The sequence below is a fragment of the Ureibacillus sp. 179-F W5.1 NHS genome, from assembly GCF_045369345.1.
Lineage (GTDB): Bacteria > Bacillota > Bacilli > Bacillales_A > Planococcaceae > Ureibacillus > Ureibacillus halotolerans.
The window spans coordinates 1-18,297 of the sequence record NZ_JBIQFG010000049.1 but is presented as its reverse complement, the minus strand read 5'-3'; the positions used below and the strand labels follow the sequence as shown (position 1 = coordinate 18,297).

At 36.2% G+C, this 18,297-nt stretch carries 15 protein-coding genes and 1 other annotated feature; of the genes, 12 read left to right on the top strand and 3 right to left on the bottom strand.

All coding sequences use genetic code 11. From position 1 onward, the window contains the following. Window positions 1–95: 95 nt before the first annotated feature. Together mnmM and mnmL are read right to left on the bottom strand one after the other, a co-directional pair. Window positions 96–674, bottom strand: coding sequence for a tRNA 5-(aminomethyl)-2-thiouridylate-methyltransferase MnmM (mnmM, locus tag ACH0B5_RS15910; RefSeq protein WP_122972964.1), 579 nt, complete (start codon window positions 672–674; stop codon window positions 96–98). A gap of 38 nt (window positions 675–712) precedes the next feature. Next, entirely contained in the window at window positions 713–1,675 is a 963-nt protein-coding gene (mnmL, locus tag ACH0B5_RS15905) for a tRNA modification radical SAM protein MnmL/YtqA (RefSeq protein ID WP_122972962.1), read from the bottom strand. 155 nt (window positions 1,676–1,830) lie between these two features. Here mnmL and ACH0B5_RS15900 point away from each other — a divergent pair, with 155 nt between their 5' ends. The 9 genes from ACH0B5_RS15900 (at window position 1,831) to ACH0B5_RS15860 (ending at window position 13,467) form a co-directional block, all read left to right on the top strand. Then, on the top strand, window positions 1,831–3,021 hold the full coding sequence (locus tag ACH0B5_RS15900) for an MDR family MFS transporter (RefSeq protein ID WP_122972961.1): 1,191 nt from the start codon (window positions 1,831–1,833) through the stop codon (window positions 3,019–3,021). 78 nt (window positions 3,022–3,099) lie between these two features. Continuing rightward, window positions 3,100–3,315 (top strand) — a binding site (T-box leader). 241 nt (window positions 3,316–3,556) lie between these two features. Then, window positions 3,557–5,971 carry a leucine--tRNA ligase gene (gene leuS, locus ACH0B5_RS15895; RefSeq protein WP_122972960.1) on the top strand — a complete coding sequence of 805 codons (2,415 nt, stop codon included), beginning with the start codon at window positions 3,557–3,559 and terminating at the stop codon, window positions 5,969–5,971. A 168-nt stretch (window positions 5,972–6,139) separates the two neighbouring features. Further along, window positions 6,140–7,339, top strand: coding sequence for an MFS transporter (locus ACH0B5_RS15890; protein ID WP_341362491.1), 1,200 nt, complete (start codon window positions 6,140–6,142; stop codon window positions 7,337–7,339). 208 nt (window positions 7,340–7,547) lie between these two features. Further along, window positions 7,548–8,315 (top strand): uroporphyrinogen-III C-methyltransferase, encoded by a 768-nt coding sequence (gene cobA, locus ACH0B5_RS15885; protein ID WP_122972958.1) that lies wholly within the window; start codon window positions 7,548–7,550, stop codon window positions 8,313–8,315. Between the two features lie 18 nt (window positions 8,316–8,333). Beyond that, window positions 8,334–9,092, top strand: a complete 759-nt coding sequence (locus tag ACH0B5_RS15880; RefSeq protein ID WP_122972957.1) for a sirohydrochlorin chelatase — start codon at window positions 8,334–8,336, stop codon at window positions 9,090–9,092. Further along, the gene (locus ACH0B5_RS15875) at window positions 9,085–9,231 is read left to right on the top strand and encodes a YezD family protein (protein WP_122972956.1); all 147 of its coding nucleotides are present in this window, start codon (window positions 9,085–9,087) and stop codon (window positions 9,229–9,231) included. Before ACH0B5_RS15880 ends, ACH0B5_RS15875 begins: the two co-directional genes overlap by 8 nt. Before the next feature lie 23 nt (window positions 9,232–9,254). Beyond that, the gene (locus ACH0B5_RS15870; RefSeq protein ID WP_406928104.1) at window positions 9,255–11,072 is read left to right on the top strand and encodes an assimilatory sulfite reductase (NADPH) flavoprotein subunit; all 1,818 of its coding nucleotides are present in this window, start codon (window positions 9,255–9,257) and stop codon (window positions 11,070–11,072) included. A 13-nt stretch (window positions 11,073–11,085) separates the two neighbouring features. Next, the gene (gene cysI, locus ACH0B5_RS15865; RefSeq protein WP_122972954.1) at window positions 11,086–12,807 is read left to right on the top strand and encodes an assimilatory sulfite reductase (NADPH) hemoprotein subunit; all 1,722 of its coding nucleotides are present in this window, start codon (window positions 11,086–11,088) and stop codon (window positions 12,805–12,807) included. 60 nt (window positions 12,808–12,867) lie between these two features. Beyond that, window positions 12,868–13,467 carry an NAD(P)-binding protein gene (locus ACH0B5_RS15860; protein WP_122972953.1) on the top strand — a complete coding sequence of 200 codons (600 nt, stop codon included), beginning with the start codon at window positions 12,868–12,870 and terminating at the stop codon, window positions 13,465–13,467. Between the two features lie 127 nt (window positions 13,468–13,594). Here ACH0B5_RS15860 and ACH0B5_RS15855 read toward each other — a convergent pair whose 3' ends face one another. Beyond that, complete coding sequence (locus ACH0B5_RS15855; protein ID WP_406928103.1) at window positions 13,595–14,851, bottom strand: BaiN/RdsA family NAD(P)/FAD-dependent oxidoreductase; 1,257 nt, start codon at window positions 14,849–14,851, stop codon at window positions 13,595–13,597. 242 nt (window positions 14,852–15,093) lie between these two features. Between ACH0B5_RS15855 and ACH0B5_RS15850 the strand changes: the two genes are divergently transcribed. The 3 genes from ACH0B5_RS15850 to ACH0B5_RS15840 are packed head-to-tail and all read left to right on the top strand — an operon-like array spanning window position 15,094 to window position 18,118. Continuing rightward, window positions 15,094–16,704 (top strand): putative polysaccharide biosynthesis protein, encoded by a 1,611-nt coding sequence (locus ACH0B5_RS15850; protein ID WP_406928102.1) that lies wholly within the window; start codon window positions 15,094–15,096, stop codon window positions 16,702–16,704. Window positions 16,705–16,718: 14 nt separating this feature from the next. Further along, a complete protein-coding gene (locus ACH0B5_RS15845; RefSeq protein WP_406928101.1) occupies window positions 16,719–17,447 on the top strand; it encodes a pseudouridine synthase in 729 nt (242 codons plus the stop codon). A 53-nt stretch (window positions 17,448–17,500) separates the two neighbouring features. Beyond that, window positions 17,501–18,118, top strand: coding sequence for a hypothetical protein (locus ACH0B5_RS15840; protein WP_122972949.1), 618 nt, complete (start codon window positions 17,501–17,503; stop codon window positions 18,116–18,118). Window positions 18,119–18,297 lie beyond the last annotated feature (179 nt).

The following is an 18,297-nucleotide window of genomic DNA, read 5'->3' as shown; positions in this document are numbered from 1 at the left end:
GCACAATACAGTCACCATCTTCTTCAAGTTGCTTAAAAGCCTTTTTTAAAAATGTCCTTTACAAAGGGTACACTTTAAGGTTGCCTTGCTCTTTTTTATTCTTTAGGGAAATTCTTTACTTTTTCCAATGCTACGATAAAAGGTGGATCATTTTTTTGGTTTAAAAATTCGTACCGGAGAACATGTACATACTTTTGAGGAAGGGAGCTGACGAATTTTAATAGTTCATCCCGTTCCTCTTTTCCACCTTCGTGACCATGATAGATTACTAAAACGATAATACCGCCGATTTTCAATAGTTGTAGTAGTTGTTCTATCGCTTCAATCGTTGTATTACTTTTCGTCACTACATGATGATTGGCACCTGGTAAATAGCCGAGGTTAAAAATAGCCCCACCAATTTGTTGTTGAACATGTTGTGAAATATGTTCATGGCCATCTAAAATAACCGTTGCTAGATGACTAACTCCATTTTCCTTTAGACGATTCTCCGTTGACTCAATGGCTTGTTGCTGGATGTCAAAAGCGTAAACATGGCCTTTCTCTCCAACAAGTTCCGTTAAAAATAATGTATCGTGACCGTTTCCAGCAGTCGCATCGATTGCAATGTCCCCTGCATCAATTGACTCGGAAAGGAGCGTTTTAGCATATTGTAAAACTCGTTGTAACTTCACTACCGTCACTTCCTTTTGGCTAATGCTTTTTTCTCCCATTAAACCATTTCGGTCTTGGACGGAACATATAATTTTCCTTGCCAACTTCCGCGACGTTCGAGTTCAGCATCAATACCGTTTAAAACTTCCCATTTGTTAACACTCCACATTGGGCCAATCATTAAATCAATCGGACCATCACCGGTAATACGGTGGACAATCATTTCAGGTGGAATTACTTCTAACTGATCTGCAACAAGTTTAATATATTGGTCCTTTTCAAGAAATTCCAACATACCTTTTTCATATTGCTTAACTAACGGCGTTCCTTTTAGTAAATGAAGCAGGTGAATTTTTATTCCTTGTACGTCCAGTTTTGCCACTTCACGGGCTGTTTCCATCATCATATCGTAATCTTCTAACGGTAAGCCGTTAATAATATGTGTGCAAACACGGATGTTATGTTTTCGAAGTTTCTCGACGCCTTCTACATAAGTTGCATAATCATGGGCACGGTTAATTAAATTTGCTGTTTTTTCATGAACCGTTTGTAACCCTAATTCCACCCATAAATACGTCCGTTCATTTAATTCTGCTAAATATTCAACAACGTCATCAGGTAAACAGTCTGGACGAGTTGCAATACTTAACCCCATCACTCCTTCGCAGGCTAAAGCTGCCTCGAATTTTTCCTTTAAGACAGGTAGCGGGGCATGGGTATTTGTATATGCTTGGAAATAAGCCATAGTTAAGCCATCTTTCCATTTATGTTGCATTTTTTCTTTAATTTTTTCAAATTGAACTGGGATTGGATCGACCCGATCACCAGCGAAGTCACCGCTTCCGGCAGCACTACAAAACGTACATCCGCCAAATGCAACAGTGCCATCACGGTTTGGGCAATCGAAACCGGCATCTAAAGCGACTTTATATACTTTTTTCCCAAATTCATCTCGTAAATATCGATTCCATGTATAGTAACGTTTCCCGTCGGATGGGAAAGGAAATTGTTGTTCAATCATTTCATTCACTCCTCTATCAAGTATTCTAACACGGGATGTTGTATTGTGCATTTTGTATCATGAAATTCCGTCAATTCAACAATTTTTTTCTTGTACTTCTAGTAAAAGAAGAATACTATTATTTTTTGTGGGAAAAGAGTTTTGGAGGTATAGATATGCCTAAAAAGGTTTGGCTATTAGTTATTGGGACCTTTATTAATATAACTGGGAGCTCATTTCTATGGCCGTTAAATACGATTTATATGCATGACCATCTGGGACAGTCTTTATCGGTTGCAGGACTTGTATTAATGTTAAATGCAGGGGCGACTGTATTAGGGAATTTAGCAGGAGGCCATTTATTCGATAAATTAGGTGGCTATAAATCGATTATGTTTGGCATTATAATTACGGTTATTTCTTTATTTGGCATTACTTTTTGGCATGGTTGGCCCCATTACGTTTGGTTTTTAACGATTATGGGCTTCGGAAGCGGGATTGTTATACCTTCCATTTTCGCATTGGTAGGATCCGTTTGGCCAGAAGGTGGGAGAAAAGGATTTAACGCTATTTATCTTGCTCAAAATTTAGGAGTGGCAGTAGGGCCAGCATTGGCAGGGCCTATTGCAGAAAAGAGTTTTGATTATTTATTTATTTCGAATTTAGGATTGTATGTCGTATTTTTCATTTTAGCTGTTGTCACTTATCGAGATATCGTACCGAAAATTGAGACGGAGAAAAGTAATAATGGGGAAAAGGTGAAATTATCTACTTCCAAATTAAATTTCTACTCGTTAGTTATTTTAAGTAGTGGCTTTTTGTTAGCATGGATAGCTTATTCTCAATGGTCAACTACCCTTTCAACCTACATACAACAACAAGGGATTAGTTTGAAAGAGTATAGTTTACTTTGGACGATTAATGGTGTGTTAATTATTACACTGCAACCTATTATTAGTCCAATTGTGCAAAAGTATGAAAAACAAATAAAGTCCCAATTAGTAATTGGTGTCATCATTATGATGCTATCCTTTACCGTTATTTTGTTTGCCGATAGTTTTAAAATGTTTGCCGCAGCAATGGTTATTTTAACAATCGGTGAAATATTTGTATGGCCGGCTGTACCGACGATTGCTAATATGTTAGCGCCTAAGGGGAAAGAAGGAACATATCAAGGGATTGTGAATAGTATAGGTTCAATAGGAAGAATGATAGGTCCATTTATTGGTGGTATGATTGTCGATTATTATAGTATGAACGTACTAATTTTATTTTTATGTAGTTTATTTATTATTAGTATTGTTCCTTGTTTACTATATGATAAACCAATTAAGAAATCCTCTCATCCTATTTCTATTGATAAGTAATTTTTGCTTTAAAAAGCATTTAACTGGGGGACTTGTATATTTTATGTATTTCCATTAAAATGATTAAAATAATAAAAAAGTACGACTATGAGAAGGAATAGTAGATCTTGAAGCTTTTTAGAGAGCTAGCGGTTGGTGGAAGCTAGTAAGTAGATAAATCGAACTCGCCTTGGAGTCTGTTTTAGTGAAAAAAGTAGCTAAAACCGTCATACCGCGTTAAGGTACTAGAGCTGAGTGTAGTGTCACTAATTTGGGTGGTACCGCGGGAGTTTACAAATATCTCTCGTCCCTTTATTTATAAAGGGGCGGGTTTTTTTATTTTTTAAATATTTCGTCAACTTACCCTGTTAGACGAAAGCTCTATGTATCACGATTTTAAATTGAAAAATTTAGGAACTAATATACTCCAAGATGGATTTGTTTATTATTTCCGTTTCTAGGATAATCTACTTATTATATTAGCTTTTTGACCTAATTTATCATTTCTTCATGTCGAATGATCAGTTCAGAAAACAATAAAGGAGGAACAATGCTCATGAGTTTTAATCATCAACAAATCGAAAAAAAATGGCAACAATATTGGGAAAAAAATAAATCATTTAAAACATTGAATGACGAATCAAAACCTAAATTTTATGCAATGGATATGTTCCCTTATCCATCCGGTGCAGGGTTACACGTAGGTCACCCTGAAGGATATACTGCAACGGATATTCTTTCTCGCTTTAAACGTATGCAAGGATACGATGTTCTTCATCCGATGGGGTGGGATGCCTTCGGTTTACCTGCTGAACAATATGCCCTAGATACAGGAAACGACCCAGCTGAGTTTACAGCAAAAAATATTGCGACATTTAAAAGACAAATTCAAGAACTAGGATTTTCTTATGATTGGGATCGGGAAATTAATACGACGGATCCAGATTACTATAAATGGACTCAATGGATATTTACTAAATTAGTTGAAATGGATTTAGCCTATGTAGATGAAATTCCTGTTAACTGGTGCCCAGCCCTTGGAACAGTACTTGCGAACGAAGAAGTCATCGATGGAAAATCCGAGCGTGGTGGTCATCCTGTAGAACGTCGTCCTATGCGTCAATGGGTATTACGTATTACAAAATACGCTGACCGACTACTTGACGATTTAGAAGAGGTAGATTGGCCGGAATCGATTAAAGATATGCAACGTAACTGGATCGGTCGTTCTGAAGGGGCCGAGGTGAAGTTTGCCGTTGCTGGTACAGAGAAAAACTTTGAAGTATTCACAACTCGACCAGATACGTTATTTGGCGCAACCTATTGTGTATTAGCTCCGGAGCATAAATTAGTTGAAGAAATTACGACTATCGAACAACGTCAGGCAGTAGATGACTATTTAGAAAAAGTGAAAATGAAATCTGATCTAGAACGTACAGATTTAGCAAAAGAAAAAACAGGTGTGTTCACAGGTGCTTATGCAGTTAATCCAATTAACGGTAAACAAATTCCGATTTGGATTGCCGACTATGTATTAGCTTCTTATGGAACGGGTGCTATTATGGCAGTACCTGCCCATGATGAACGAGATTATGAATTTGCGAAAGAATTCGGTTTAGAAATTGTACCAGTACTTGAGGGCGGGGATATTGCTAACGAAGCCTTTACTGGAGATGGACCGCACATTAATTCTGATTTCTTAAACGGTTTAAATAAAGCCGATGGAATTGCGAAAGCGATTGAATGGTTAGAAGAAAAAGGTGTTGGAGAGAAAAAAGTGACTTACCGTTTACGTGACTGGTTATTCTCACGTCAACGTTATTGGGGAGAACCAATTCCTGTCATTCATTGGGAAGATGGTACAATGACAACTGTACCTGAAGAGGAACTTCCATTAGTGCTTCCAAAAACTTCGAACATTCGCCCTTCTGGTACAGGGGAATCTCCATTAGCAAACATTGATGAATGGGTTAATGTAGTAGATCCTGTAACAGGGAAAAAAGGTCGTCGTGAAACGAATACAATGCCACAATGGGCAGGCTCAAGCTGGTATTTCCTTCGTTACATTGATCCAAAAAATAAAGAAGCCATCGCTGATCCTGAACTATTAAAACGTTGGTTACCTGTTGACATTTATATTGGTGGCGCTGAGCACGCAGTACTTCACTTACTATACGCTCGCTTCTGGCATAAAGTGCTATACGATTTAGGTGTTGTTCCAACAAAAGAGCCATTCCAAAAATTATTCAACCAAGGAATGATCTTAGGTGAAGGAAACGAAAAAATGTCAAAATCAAAGGGGAATGTCGTAAACCCTGATGATATTATTAAAAGCCATGGTGCCGATACCCTTCGTTTATATGAAATGTTTATGGGACCACTTGATGCTTCTGTTGCTTGGTCAACGAACGGCCTTGACGGTGCACGTCGTTTCTTAGATCGAATTTGGCGTCTATATACAACAGATGAAGGGAAGCTATCAGAAAAAATTCAAAATAGTTCTGATACAACACTAGAAAAGGCATATCATCAAACGGTGAAAAAAGTGACAGAGGATTATGAACATCTTCGTTTCAATACAGCCATTTCTCAAATGATGGTATTTATTAATGATTGTTATAAAGCTGATATTTTCCCAATGGAATACGCTGAAGGCTTTGTGAAATTATTAGCACCGATTGCACCACACTTATCAGAAGAGTTATGGGAAATTTTAGGGCATACAGAAACGCTTACTTATGCGGCATGGCCTACATTTGATGAATCCAAACTTGTCGATGATGAAGTGGAAGTAGTCGTTCAAGTGAATGGTAAATTACGTTCAAAGGTGAAAGTGGCAAAAGATGTTTCAAAAGAACAGCTTGAAGAAATAGCAAAAGTTGATGAAAAAGTAAAAGAGTTTACGGATGGAAAGCAAATTGTTAAAGTGATTGCGGTACCAGGTAAACTTGTAAATATTGTTGTAAAATAATCCATCATTATGCCTCAAATATATGACTCACATATATTTGAGGCATTTTTGTATATAAAAGGATGAAAATCATACCCTTCAAACAAAATATTTCGTTCGTTTAATAAGTATGTTAAAATAAATTCAACGCTTTAAATCGTTAAAGTAAGGTTTGATTAGGAGAAAAAAATGAAAAATACGTATATGAAAGCTGCAATAGGTTTATATAGTAATTACTTTTTATTAGGAATGGTAAATATCATTCTTTCCTCCAATATGGAAAGTTTAACGGCCAAATGGGGTACAACTAGTACGATTATTAGTTACATTATAGCTGCTATCGGTTTTGGGAAACTATTATCATATAGTAGTTTAGGAGTTTTATCTGACAAAGTAGGAAGGAAGCCGCTTTTAATTATTTCTAGCTTTCTCATGGCAATTTTTTTAGTTAGTATTCCTTTATTGCCAAGTTATAAGTTAGCCTTTCTATTTGCCGTTTTAGCGGGTGTTGCGAATGCGGCGATGGATGCAGGTTCCTATCCGGCATTAGTAGAAATATTTACGAAAAAATCGGGTTCGGCCAATGTACTCGTTAAAGCCTTTATGTCCACGGGTGCAACGATATTACCGTTTATCATTTTATTTTTATCCGATAACGGCTTATTTTTCGGATATTCCTTTTTCTTACTAGCTGCTATTTATCTTTTCAATATGATCATTTTACTGTTGTCCACATTCCCAAAAGTTAATGAAGTTAAACTAGAAGAGAATGAGGAAACAGTGAAACCAATTGTTCCATTTAAATCGGAACCGAAATTGTTAAAAGAAGGTTTATCTTTAATCGTTATTGGTTTTACATCAACGGCATTATTTACAGTAGCTCAAATTTGGTTACCAAGCTATGGACAAGAAGCCGTCTTTATGACTACGAATGAAGCGGTTAAATTGTTAAGTTATTATAGTATTGGATCCGTTGTTTCAGTATTAGTACTAGCCTTTATTTTAGGCAATAAAATAAAAGCAACAACGATTTTAATTGTTTATCCGATGATTACAGTGCTAACCGTTGCCGTTATTTTAACGGTTAAAGAACCTTCTGTTATTACGATTGCTTCCTTTTTCTTAGGTTTCTCAACAGCTGGGGTACTTCAACTAGCTATTACTTTAATGACAGAATTATTTTGGATGAGGAAAGGAACGGTAACGGGTTTAGTTGCGACAGCTTCCAGTGTAGCCTCCGTCGTTATGCCACTTATTACGGGTGCAATTGCAGACAAAGGAGCGATAAATTTTATATTTATATTTGATGGTTTTATCGCCGTAATCGGTATTATTGCGGCCCTCTTTATCTTTGTAAGATATAAAAAATTAACATTAAAGGACTTTTAATAGGAAACGAATCATAATGGTTCGTTCCTATTTTTTTATTTAATTTGTTTAAAAATGCTTCATTTATAACATAATATTAATTTTAAAATCTTTTAAAAAGTCTTTTAATTTAAAAACATAGTTGACCAATAAGAATGGTATGTTTATTATTAAGGTAATATTCGCACTTTTTTGAAATGGAAAAGTGTTTTCATGAGGGGGGTTCGTAATGGGGAAAGTATATATTGTTGGAGCGGGACCAGGAAGTGTCGATTTAATTACAGTAAAAGGGTTGAAATGTATTCAACAAGCCGATGTTATTCTTTACGACCGTCTAGTGAATAAAGAACTGTTGGAATACGCAAAACCAAATGCAGAACTAATTTTCGTTGGTAAGTTACCTAAATTACATGGTGTTATCCAAGAACGAATTCATAAATTACTCGTTCAATATGCTAGTAAAGGGAAAGTAGTAACCCGTTTAAAAGGTGGGGATCCTTTCGTATTTGGTCGAGGTGCTGAAGAGGCGGAAGTGTTAGTGGAAGCAGGTATTCCTTTTGAAATCGTACCAGGAATTACTTCAGGTGTTGCCGCACCTGCATACGCTGGAATTCCTGTTACCCATCGTGATTTAGGTTCTAGTTTTGCCATTGTGACTGGTCATATGCGGGAAGGAAAGGATGATTCTATCCAGTGGAAGGGGTTGGCAGAATCAGTCGATACCCTTGCGATTTATATGGGAGTTGGCAATTTGCCATATATTACAGAGCAGTTAATGAAGTACAAACGTAATCCACAAACTCCTGTCGCATTAATACATTGGGGTACGACGGAACATCAAAAAACGATAACGGGAACATTGGAGTCAATCGTAGAAATTGCGGAAAAAGAAGAAATCCAAAATCCTAGCATGATTATCGTTGGAGAAGTTGTAAAAATGCACGATAAAATCGCCTGGTTTGAACAATCAAAACAATTACAAGAAATATCGAGTTAACAAGGAGGGGGGATCATTATGCAAGCAGTGTTATATGTTGCCCATGGAAGCCGGGTAAAAGCTGGTGTTGATGAAGCAATTGAATTTATTGAAACTGTAAAACCAAAAATTAATGTTGCTATCCAAGAAATTTGTTTTCTAGAATTAGCTGCCCCTTCGATTGTAGAGGGAGTTGCAGCATGTGTTGCTAAAGGAGCAACAAATATTGCTGTCGTTCCAATCCTACTGTTAACTGCTAATCATGCCAAACAAGATATCCCCCTTGAAATGAATAAAGCAAAAGAACTTTATCCCGATGTTACCTTTACCTTTGGTAGACCCTTTGGAATACATGAAAAGTTAATTGAAAGTCTACATGAGAGAGTGTTGGAAAAGGGTGTTGAGCAACATGATGAGATTGATATTTTACTCATTGGACGCGGAAGTAGTGATCCAAGTGTACAAATAGATCTTCAACAAATTGCCAATCACCTTCAAAGCCGGTATCACTACTCAAAGGTAGATATTTGTTTTTTATATGGCAACGGTCCTTCCTTTGAAAAGGCATTAGAGCAATTAAAAAAGGAACGGAATAATCCGGTATATATCGTTCCATATCTTTTATTTACGGGCTTATTAAAAATAGGGATTCAAAAGAAAATAGCTCAACAAGGATTTTTAGAGAATCAAGTTGTGCTTTGTGACTGTTTAGGGTATGACGAAAATGTTCGTCAAGTATTAATAGAGCGCGTAGAAGAAACATTATATTCATATGGGGAGAGTGTCTCGAATGGATAAAAAACAGGCGAATGTTGAGCAGGCAATTGAAAATATAAAAAAAATGCTCGCTACAATGAACTACGGTTCCATAACTTTAATCGTTCAAGACAATACAATTGTTCAAATCGAAAAAAATGAAAAAATCAGATTAAAATAATCAAGTGAAGAGGTGTGTCGTAAGTGAAGTTAGAAGTAACTAATAGCCCTTTTACCGAACAACAAGTAAAGCAATTAAATGAAGTTTTAGCTAATTTAACACACAATCAAAAAATATGGTTAACTGGATATTTAAGTGCAGCAGTTTCAGTGCAAGCTGGTGAAGTTTCAACTGAAGGAAATCAACCAGTATCAAATAATGCTGTTATATCTACACCTGCTAACGTGAAGAAACATATTACAATTCTCTATGCATCGCAAACAGGTAATGCAGGAGGGTTATCTAAAAAATTTGGAGAACAATTAAAACAAGCTGGATTTGAAGTGAATGTTTCTTCCATGAGTGACTTTAAAACAAACGCTTTGAAAAAGGTTGACCACTTACTTATCGTTGCGAGTACTCATGGTGAAGGAGAGCCACCTGATAATGCCATCATGTTCTATAATTTCCTATTTGGAAAACGGGCACCCAAATTGGATCATGTGAAATTTGCTGTTTTGTCATTAGGGGATAGTTCCTATGAATTTTTCTGCAAAACAGGGAAAGATTTCGATGAACAGTTAGAAAAACTTGGTGCTAAACGATTTGTTGATCGGGTTGATTGTGACTTAGATTATGATGAGCCGGCAGCAAAATGGTTTGATGCAGTAAAAGAAAAATTGCAAGAAGGTGAAGTAAGCGAAGTTACGGTTCAAGAGGCTGCACCAACAGTTCTAGCGACAACTACTGAATACTCGCGTAAAAACCCATATACGGCAGAAATTTTAGAGAAAATTAATTTAAATGGTCGTGGATCAAACAAAGAGACGATTCATTTAGAAATATCCTTAGAAAATTCGGGTATTACCTTTGAACCTGGCGATAGTTTAGCTATTTTCCCAACTAATAATGAAAACTTAGTCGATTCACTCATTACTGCATTAAACTTTAATCGAGATACGAAAGTAACGGTAGACGACAAAACTATTTCATTAAAAGAAGCGTTAATGGATATTTTTGAAATTACCGTGTTGTCGAAGCCAGTGATGCAAAAAATTGGGGACTATACAGTAAACGAAAAATTCCATGCATTACTTGCTGATCGAGAGTTATTTAAACAATACACCCATGGCCGTGACTTATTAGATGTTGTTGAATCATTCGGTCCATTTAGTTGGGATGAACAAAGTTTTGTGAACCTATTAAGAAAAATACCTGCAAGACAATACTCCATTTCAAGTAGCTTAGCTGCTTACCAAGATGAAGTCCATGTCACAATTGGTACAGTACGCTATGAAGTAGATGGACGACAACGACTAGGTGTTTGTTCAACACAAGTTGCGGATCGTTTAGAAATCGGAGACAAAGTACGTGTTTATGTTCAACATAATCCGAACTTTAAATTGCCTTCTGATGATACGCCGATTATTATGGTTGGTCCTGGCACAGGGGTTGCACCGTTCCGTTCCTTTATTCAAGAAAGGGAAGAGCGGGGAGCTGAAGGGAAAAATTGGTTGTTCTTTGGAGATCAGCATTTTATGACAGACTTTTTATATCAAACAGAATGGCAAAGCTGGTTAAAATCAGGCGTATTAACGAAACTTGATGTTGCCTTCTCTCGTGACAAAGCTGAAAAAGTATATGTGCAACATAAAATGCAAAAACATGCTGCTGAAATTTATGAATGGTTAGAGCAAGGAGCAGTTTTCTACGTATGTGGAGATAAAGATTCAATGGCTGTTGACGTTCATAATACATTGCTACATATCATTGCGGAACAGGGAAATAAAACAGAAGAAGAAGCAAAAGCGTATTTAGACAATTTGCGAAAAGAAAAACGTTATCAACGGGATGTATACTAAGGGGGAAGTACGTATGGTAGAAAAAATAGTATTACCGCCTCAAGAAGGTAAACCAAGTGATGTGGAAGAAATAAAAGCTGAAAGTAATTATTTACGCGGTACATTGGCTGAATCAATGGAAGATGAGCTAAGTGCTGGAATTTCCGATTGGGATAACCGTTTAATGAAATTCCATGGAAGTTATTTACAAGATGACCGGGACGTTCGTCAAGAGCGAGAACGACAAAAACTTGAACCGGCTTATCAATTTATGGTTCGTGTTCGCATGCCAGGTGGTGTTGCAACACCGACCCAATGGCTAAAATTAGATGAGCTGTCGGATCGTTATGGCAATCAATCCTTTAAAATTACAACTCGTCAAACAGTTCAATTCCACGGCATTTTAAAATGGAATATGAAAAAACATATGCAAGAACTAAATAGTGTTTTATTTGATACGTATGCTGCTTGTGGGGATGTTAACCGCAATGTGATGTGTAATGCAAATCCTTATCAATCTAAATTGCATCAAGAAATTTTTGAATTATCTTCGAAAATTAGTGAACACTTATTACCACGTTCTAATGCATATTATGAAATATGGTTAGATAAAGAAAAAATTGTTGATACACAGGAAGAGCAAGAACCGATTTATGGGGCACTTTACTTACCTCGTAAATTTAAAATTGCGATTGCCATTCCACCGGCAAATGATGTAGATGTTTTTTCACAAGATATCGGTTTAATTGCCGTAGTGGAAAATGATGAGTTAGTCGGCTTTAATGTCGCAATTGGCGGTGGTATGGGAATGACCCATGGGGATACAGCAACGTATCCACAATTAAGCCGTCTAATCGGTTATATTCCAAAAGATAAAGTTGTCGATGCATGTGAAAAAATTATGACAGTACAACGGGATTATGGAAATCGTTCCGTTCGTAAAAACGCTCGATTTAAATATACTGTTGACCGATTAGGTTTAGAAAATGTAAAAAAAGAAATCGAGAAACGATTAGGATATGAGTTTGAAGAAGAAAGACCATATACTTTTGAGCATACAGGCGATCGCTTTGGTTGGATTAAAGGGGAAGATGGAAAATATCATTTTACTCTATTTATCCAAAACGGTCGTGTGAAAGATTTTGAACATTATCCATTAAAAACAGCATTACGTGAAATCGCCCAAATTCATAAAGGGGAGTTTCGTTTTACTGGAAATCAAAATGTTGTCATTGCAAATGTTGGGCCACGAGCTAAAAAGGCAATCGATGAAATTATTGAAAAATATCATTTAACAGATAGTGAACACTACTCAGCATTACGACGTAATTCCATTGCTTGTGTGGCTTTACCAACTTGTGGTTTAGCGATGGCTGAGGCGGAACGTTACTTACCATCTTTAATTGAAAAAATTGAAACAATTTTAGATGAAAACGGCTTGCGAGAACAAGATATTACGATTCGTATGTCTGGTTGTCCGAATGGCTGTTCTCGAGCGGCAATGGGTGAAATTGGTTTCATCGGGAAAGGTCCAGGGAAATATAACCTTTATTTAGGTGCTAGCCATACAGGTACCCGCTTAAATAAAATGTATAAAGAAAATATTGGGGAAGAGGAAATTTTAGCAACTCTTCGTCCTATAATTGAACATTATGCAAAAGAGCGATTAACAGGAGAGCATTTTGGTGATTTCGTTATTCGTGCAGGATATGTGGAAGCTGTAACGGACGGTCGTCATTTCCATAATCAAGCTTAACGATGAAGGATAGGTTCCGCTATTGGCGGCGACCTATCCTTTCTAAAAAGGGGGCATAATATGTATCCAATCATGGTGAATTTAGAATATAAACGAGTAGTAATTATTGGCGGTGGGAAAGTAGCGACTCATAAAACAGAAAAGCTATTGCAGCAAAAAGCGAATATAGTCGTCATTAGTCCAACGTTAACAGATGCGTTATATACATATGCAGTAAATGGAGAAATTGAATGGGTAAACCGTTCCTATCAAGAAGGGGATACAAAAGATGCCTTTTTAGTCATAGCAGCAACAAATGATCCTTATGTAAATAAGGAAGTGAAAAATAGTTGCCTGAACAATCAACTTATTAATGTCGTAGATTCTTCTGAAGATAGTAACTTTTATAATATGGCGTTCTTGGAACGGGGAATGTTAAAAATTGCGATTTCAACAGAAGGAGCTAGCCCTCTTTTAGCTAAACAAATGAAGCGCGATATCATGAGTTTTCTAGACGATAGCTATGATGACTATTTAATTTTCCTTCAAAAGGCAAGAAAGAAAATTAAAACGACTGTATTAGATGAAAAAAGAAGACTATTTTTATTAGGTGAGTTATTGCAAGATCGTTTCCGTAAAAATGAAGTGGAACGGGAACTATTCCTGAAAAATTTATCGTAAAGGTGGTTATAATAGCTCGACTAATAATTTTCGTGAAGGAGAGTAACCTTTGTATAGGTGCCTAAGAAGTTCCTCACGAAAAATAAAGTACAATTCAGTATAAAAACTGGATTGTACTTTTTGCTTTTTATTCTAAAGAGCCTGCACTCATACCAGCGATTCTTCCAGTGACGAGGGCACTTGTAATGTTGTATCCACCTGTGTAACCGTGAATATCTAAAATTTCACCACAGAAAAATAGTCCTTTTTTCATTTTCGATGCCATTGTTTTCGGCTCAATTTCCTTTACTGAAACGCCGCCGCCAGTGACAAATGCTTTTTCCAATGGCAACGTACCGTGAACATCCATTGTAAAACTAACAAGCTCACGGGCTAACTCCCGTATTTTTTCTTGAGATATTTCCGCTGCTGTTTTAGATGGATCTATACCAACCCGTTCCATTAAAAATAATAACCATCTTTCAGGTGCAATGGATTTCCAACTATTTTTTACAGCCTTTTTTGGATCTTCCTTTGAAAGCTTATTCAAATATTGTAAACATGTTTCTTCGTTATAATCAGTTAACGTTTGAATTCGTAGTTTCACGGGGGCATTGCCGTTCTTTTTACGTTCTTTGACGATAAATTGACTACAACGTAAAATAGCAGGTCCGCTCACACCAAAGTGGGTAAAGAGCATGTCCATTTGGTGAGTGACAATAGGTTTCCCCTTTTTATTTAAAACGGAAACAGCAACATCCCGTAAAGCTAAACCTTGCAGCTGTCTAGATTGAATAAAAGGCTCGTTGGATTTTACAGGAACTTCAGTAGGATACAGTTCGGTAACGGTATGACCAGCTCGTTCTGCCCAAGGATAGCCATCTCCAGTAGAACCGGTTTGAGGAACGGCTTTACCACCGACAGCTACTACGACCGACTTTGATAAAATTTCAGTTCCATCTGTTAAACGAACACCTAAAATTTTTTCATCATCCATTAATAATTTACTGACCGCTGTTTGAAGTCGAATTTCAACGTGAAGTCGTTTTAGTTCCTTAACAAGGGCATCTACCACATCTTGAGCGCGGTTTGATACAGGGAACATGCGACCGTGATCCTCTTCTTTTAAATGAACACCTAGTCCTTCAAAAAATTCAATAATATTTTCATTATTATAAACGGTAAAAGGACTATATAAAAAACGACCGTTTCCGGGAATATGTTGTATAATTTCATCTACGGACAAACGATTTGTAACATTACATCGTCCTCCGCCTGAGATCGCAAGTTTTTTCCCAAGTTTATTTCCTTTTTCAATTAACAATACTTTTTTATGTTGTTCACCAGCTGCGATTGCTGCCATCAATCCCGATGGACCGCCTCCAATTACGATTACATCTAACATAGTTCGTCTCACTTTCTGAATTTAATTGTTCGTTTTTTGTGAATTCCAATTGCTTACTCTCCACATTATACATAATTATGGAGAAACTATTTGAGTTAATCGACTTTCACATGTAAACTAACATGTAGATTCGTTTTCGAAACAATATTTGTTTGAAATCGTCGACTAATTCAGTCGACTTTTATTTTTCAAAGATATACATATTTTATTCTTATTAATTTCATAAAGATTGGAATGTTTTTATGTCTTCATTAATGAAAGGTACTGCGATTTTAACGATAGGCCTGTTTTTATCGAAAGTCCTTGGTTTAGTTTATGTTTTCCCGTTCTATTCCATTGTCGGCGAAGAAAATGTTGGATTATACCAATATGCCTATATACCATACAACATTATGCTTTCTATTGCGATTTCAGGTCTGCCCATAGCAGTTTCAAAATTTGTTTCCAAATATAATGCAATTGGGGATTATGAAGCAGGTAGAAGACTTTTTAAATCCGGATTTTCTGTCATGCTCATAACAGGTGTTGTGTCATTTATTTTATTAAATTTATTGGCAAACCCGATAGCGAATATTGTCATTGAAGATGACGAACAAATTTATTCAGTTGAACAAATTGCATCGGTGATTCGATGGGTTAGTTACGCATTACTTGCTGTTCCGATTATGAGTTTAATTCGAGGATTTTTCCAAGGATATAATCATTACATGCCTACTTCCGTATCCCAATTAGTTGAGCAAATTGTGCGGATTATTGTTTTACTTGGAGGTTCATTTATTGTCGTCGTACTATTAGATGGTAAAACAGAAACAGCTATTAAGTTTGCCGTATTTGCAGCCTTTGTTGGTGCCCTTGGCGGATTAGTCGTTTTATATTTCTATTGGAAAAAATTAAAACCCGAAATGGATACGCTATTACTCAATAATGTGTCTTCAGGGGAACTTTCTTATAAAGACATTTACAAGGAAATTATTCAATATTCGATCCCAATTGTATTTGTAGGGATGTCCAACTCCTTATTTCAATTAATCGATATGCTAACCTTTAACAGTGCTATGATTTCCATTGGTTTGGCTAAGGTGACAGATACGTATTTAACTATGTTGAATTTCACAACGCAAAAAATTGTCATCATTCCAGTGATGCTTGCGACAGGTTTTTCAATGGCTTTAATACCTACAATTACTAAATATTTCACCCTAGAGAAATATGGCGTTCTTCATAATTCGATGGATAAAACCTATCAAATATTATTGTTCATTACCGTACCGGCTAGTTTTGGAATTGCTATATTAGCCCCCGATATATACCATGTACTGTATGAGCAAAGCGAAATGGGAGCAGAAGTTTTAGCTCATTATGCACCATTAGCCATTCTTTTTGCACTGTTCTCTGTGACAGCTGCAATTTTACAAGGAATCGATTATCAAAAGTGGATTATTTTTAGTTTATTAACAGGTATGTTAATTAAACTTATGTTGAACACGCCGCTTATTAAAGCGATGGAAGTAGATGGAGCGATACTAGCTACTGCAATTGGATATATTGTAACGATTTTCATTAATATCACTGTTATCCATAAAGTGTTACATTATCGTTCGAAAGTTGTATTTAGACGAATATTGTTAATCGCTATTTTAACGTTTGTCATGTCCGTTGCAGTCATTGCTACAAATAAACTACTTTACTTCATTGCAGAACCGACTAATAAAGGGATTACAGCCCTTTATTTACTTATTTGTGTTGGAGTAGGAGTTGTTATTTATGGGTATGCCTCCTTCCGATTAGGACTTGCACAAAAACTTTTAGGAGAACGATTTACGAAATTAGGCAACAAACTTGGATTTAAGTAGGAGGAGTCTCACTTTTGCGATTAGATAAATTATTATCCAATATGGGTTTGGGTACACGAAAAGAAGTGAAACAACTGTTGAAACAAAAGGTTGTAACGGTGGATGGTGTAACGGTAAAGGATGCGTCCATGCATGTGGATCCAGATAACCAAGACGTCAGTGTATATGGAGAAAGGGTTCAATACACTGAATTCATTTATATTATGATGCATAAACCTCCAGGGGTCATTTCAGCTACTGAAGATGTTGCTGAAAAAACAGTAATTGATTTATTAGATCCTTTTGCTCGTCATTTTAAGCCATTCCCAGTAGGACGTTTAGATAAGGATACTGAAGGATTGCTTTTAATTACAAACGATGGACAATTGGCACATAATTTACTATCACCGAAAAAGCATGTCCAGAAAACTTATTATGCGAAAATTGAAGGTGTTGTCACAGAAGAAGATGTCGTGTCGTTCCAGCAAGGTGTGGAATTAGATGATGGCTATGTTACAAAGCCTGGAAAACTTGTTATCCTTTCTTCTGGTGAGAAGTCAGAAATTGAATTAACCATCCAAGAAGGAAAATTCCATCAAGTAAAAAGAATGTTTGAATCCGTTGGAAAAAAAGTAACGTATTTAAAAAGGTTATCAATGGGTAGTTTAATGCTTGATGAACAATTAAAGCTAGGGGAATATCGTGAATTAACGGAAAATGAATTGGAAACATTAATCCATTCATCTAAAGTAGAGCAATTATAAAATTAAAATCGTAGTTTATCTTTACTATGAATAGATAATGAGGTAATGAATTAATGGGGAAAATGGATGAAATTATTATTGTGGCACCACGTGCTCAACTATTCAATAACGAGGAGTTAGCGTTTCAAGGAACTCTTCAAGATAAAAAGTTAGTAGAAGAAATCGTTTCTAACATCAATGCTACTTACACTACAATGAGACGTGGGGATGCTGAGGAAGACGAAAGCTTTAAACAACCTATACCTTATGCAGTAATTAAACGGGGTAATGAAATATTTGTTTACGAACGTTTACAAGGTGCCGGTGAAACACGACTTCATAACAAACTGTCAATCGGTGTTGGTGGTCATATGAATGCTCTTGAAGAGCTAGAAACTTTCGAAGAAGTTTTAATGGAAAACTTGAATCGAGAACTTGAAGAAGAACTTATCATGACAACTAATGAACAACCTGAGCTAAAAGTAATCGGTTTAATTAATGATGATGAGGATGAAGTTGGTCGGGTTCATCTTTGTGTTTTAGTTGTTATTGAAGTTCATGAAAATACAGTGATTGAAGTTCGTGAGACAGACCAATTACAAGGTCAATTCTTTCCAATTGAAAAATTAAAACTTAATCCGTTTTATGAAAGACTAGAAAACTGGTCAAAAATTGCAATGGATATTCTTTAAAATACTTTCTTGGAAAATATTTTTACAGTACGAAACAAATGAAAGAATCAAATAGAAAAGGTATCAAGTTAGTATCTACTATTCACAGAGATTTATTAAAAAAGGTTCTATGTCAAATGTTGGGGTGAAGTGATATTACACGGCACCCCGATTATCCTAAATGAATCCCAATTTTCTTA

Excerpts from the sequence above, each read along its gene's own strand:
- mnmL (WP_122972962.1), bottom strand. The coding sequence starts at position 1,675 with ATGATTGAACAACAATTTCCTTTCCCATCCGACGGGAAACGTTACTAT.
- ACH0B5_RS15900 (WP_122972961.1), top strand. The coding sequence starts at position 1,831 with ATGCCTAAAAAGGTTTGGCTATTAGTTATTGGGACCTTTATTAATATA.
- leuS (WP_122972960.1), top strand. The coding sequence starts at position 3,557 with ATGAGTTTTAATCATCAACAAATCGAAAAAAAATGGCAACAATATTGG.
- ACH0B5_RS15890 (WP_341362491.1), top strand. The coding sequence starts at position 6,140 with ATGAAAAATACGTATATGAAAGCTGCAATAGGTTTATATAGTAATTAC.
- cobA (WP_122972958.1), top strand. The coding sequence starts at position 7,548 with ATGGGGAAAGTATATATTGTTGGAGCGGGACCAGGAAGTGTCGATTTA.
- ACH0B5_RS15880 (WP_122972957.1), top strand. The coding sequence starts at position 8,334 with ATGCAAGCAGTGTTATATGTTGCCCATGGAAGCCGGGTAAAAGCTGGT.
- ACH0B5_RS15875 (WP_122972956.1), top strand. The coding sequence starts at position 9,085 with ATGGATAAAAAACAGGCGAATGTTGAGCAGGCAATTGAAAATATAAAA.
- cysI (WP_122972954.1), top strand. The coding sequence starts at position 11,086 with ATGGTAGAAAAAATAGTATTACCGCCTCAAGAAGGTAAACCAAGTGAT.
- ACH0B5_RS15860 (WP_122972953.1), top strand. The coding sequence starts at position 12,868 with ATGTATCCAATCATGGTGAATTTAGAATATAAACGAGTAGTAATTATT.
- ACH0B5_RS15855 (WP_406928103.1), bottom strand. The coding sequence starts at position 14,851 with ATGTTAGATGTAATCGTAATTGGAGGCGGTCCATCGGGATTGATGGCA.
- ACH0B5_RS15850 (WP_406928102.1), top strand. The coding sequence starts at position 15,094 with ATGTCTTCATTAATGAAAGGTACTGCGATTTTAACGATAGGCCTGTTT.
- ACH0B5_RS15840 (WP_122972949.1), top strand. The coding sequence starts at position 17,501 with ATGGGGAAAATGGATGAAATTATTATTGTGGCACCACGTGCTCAACTA.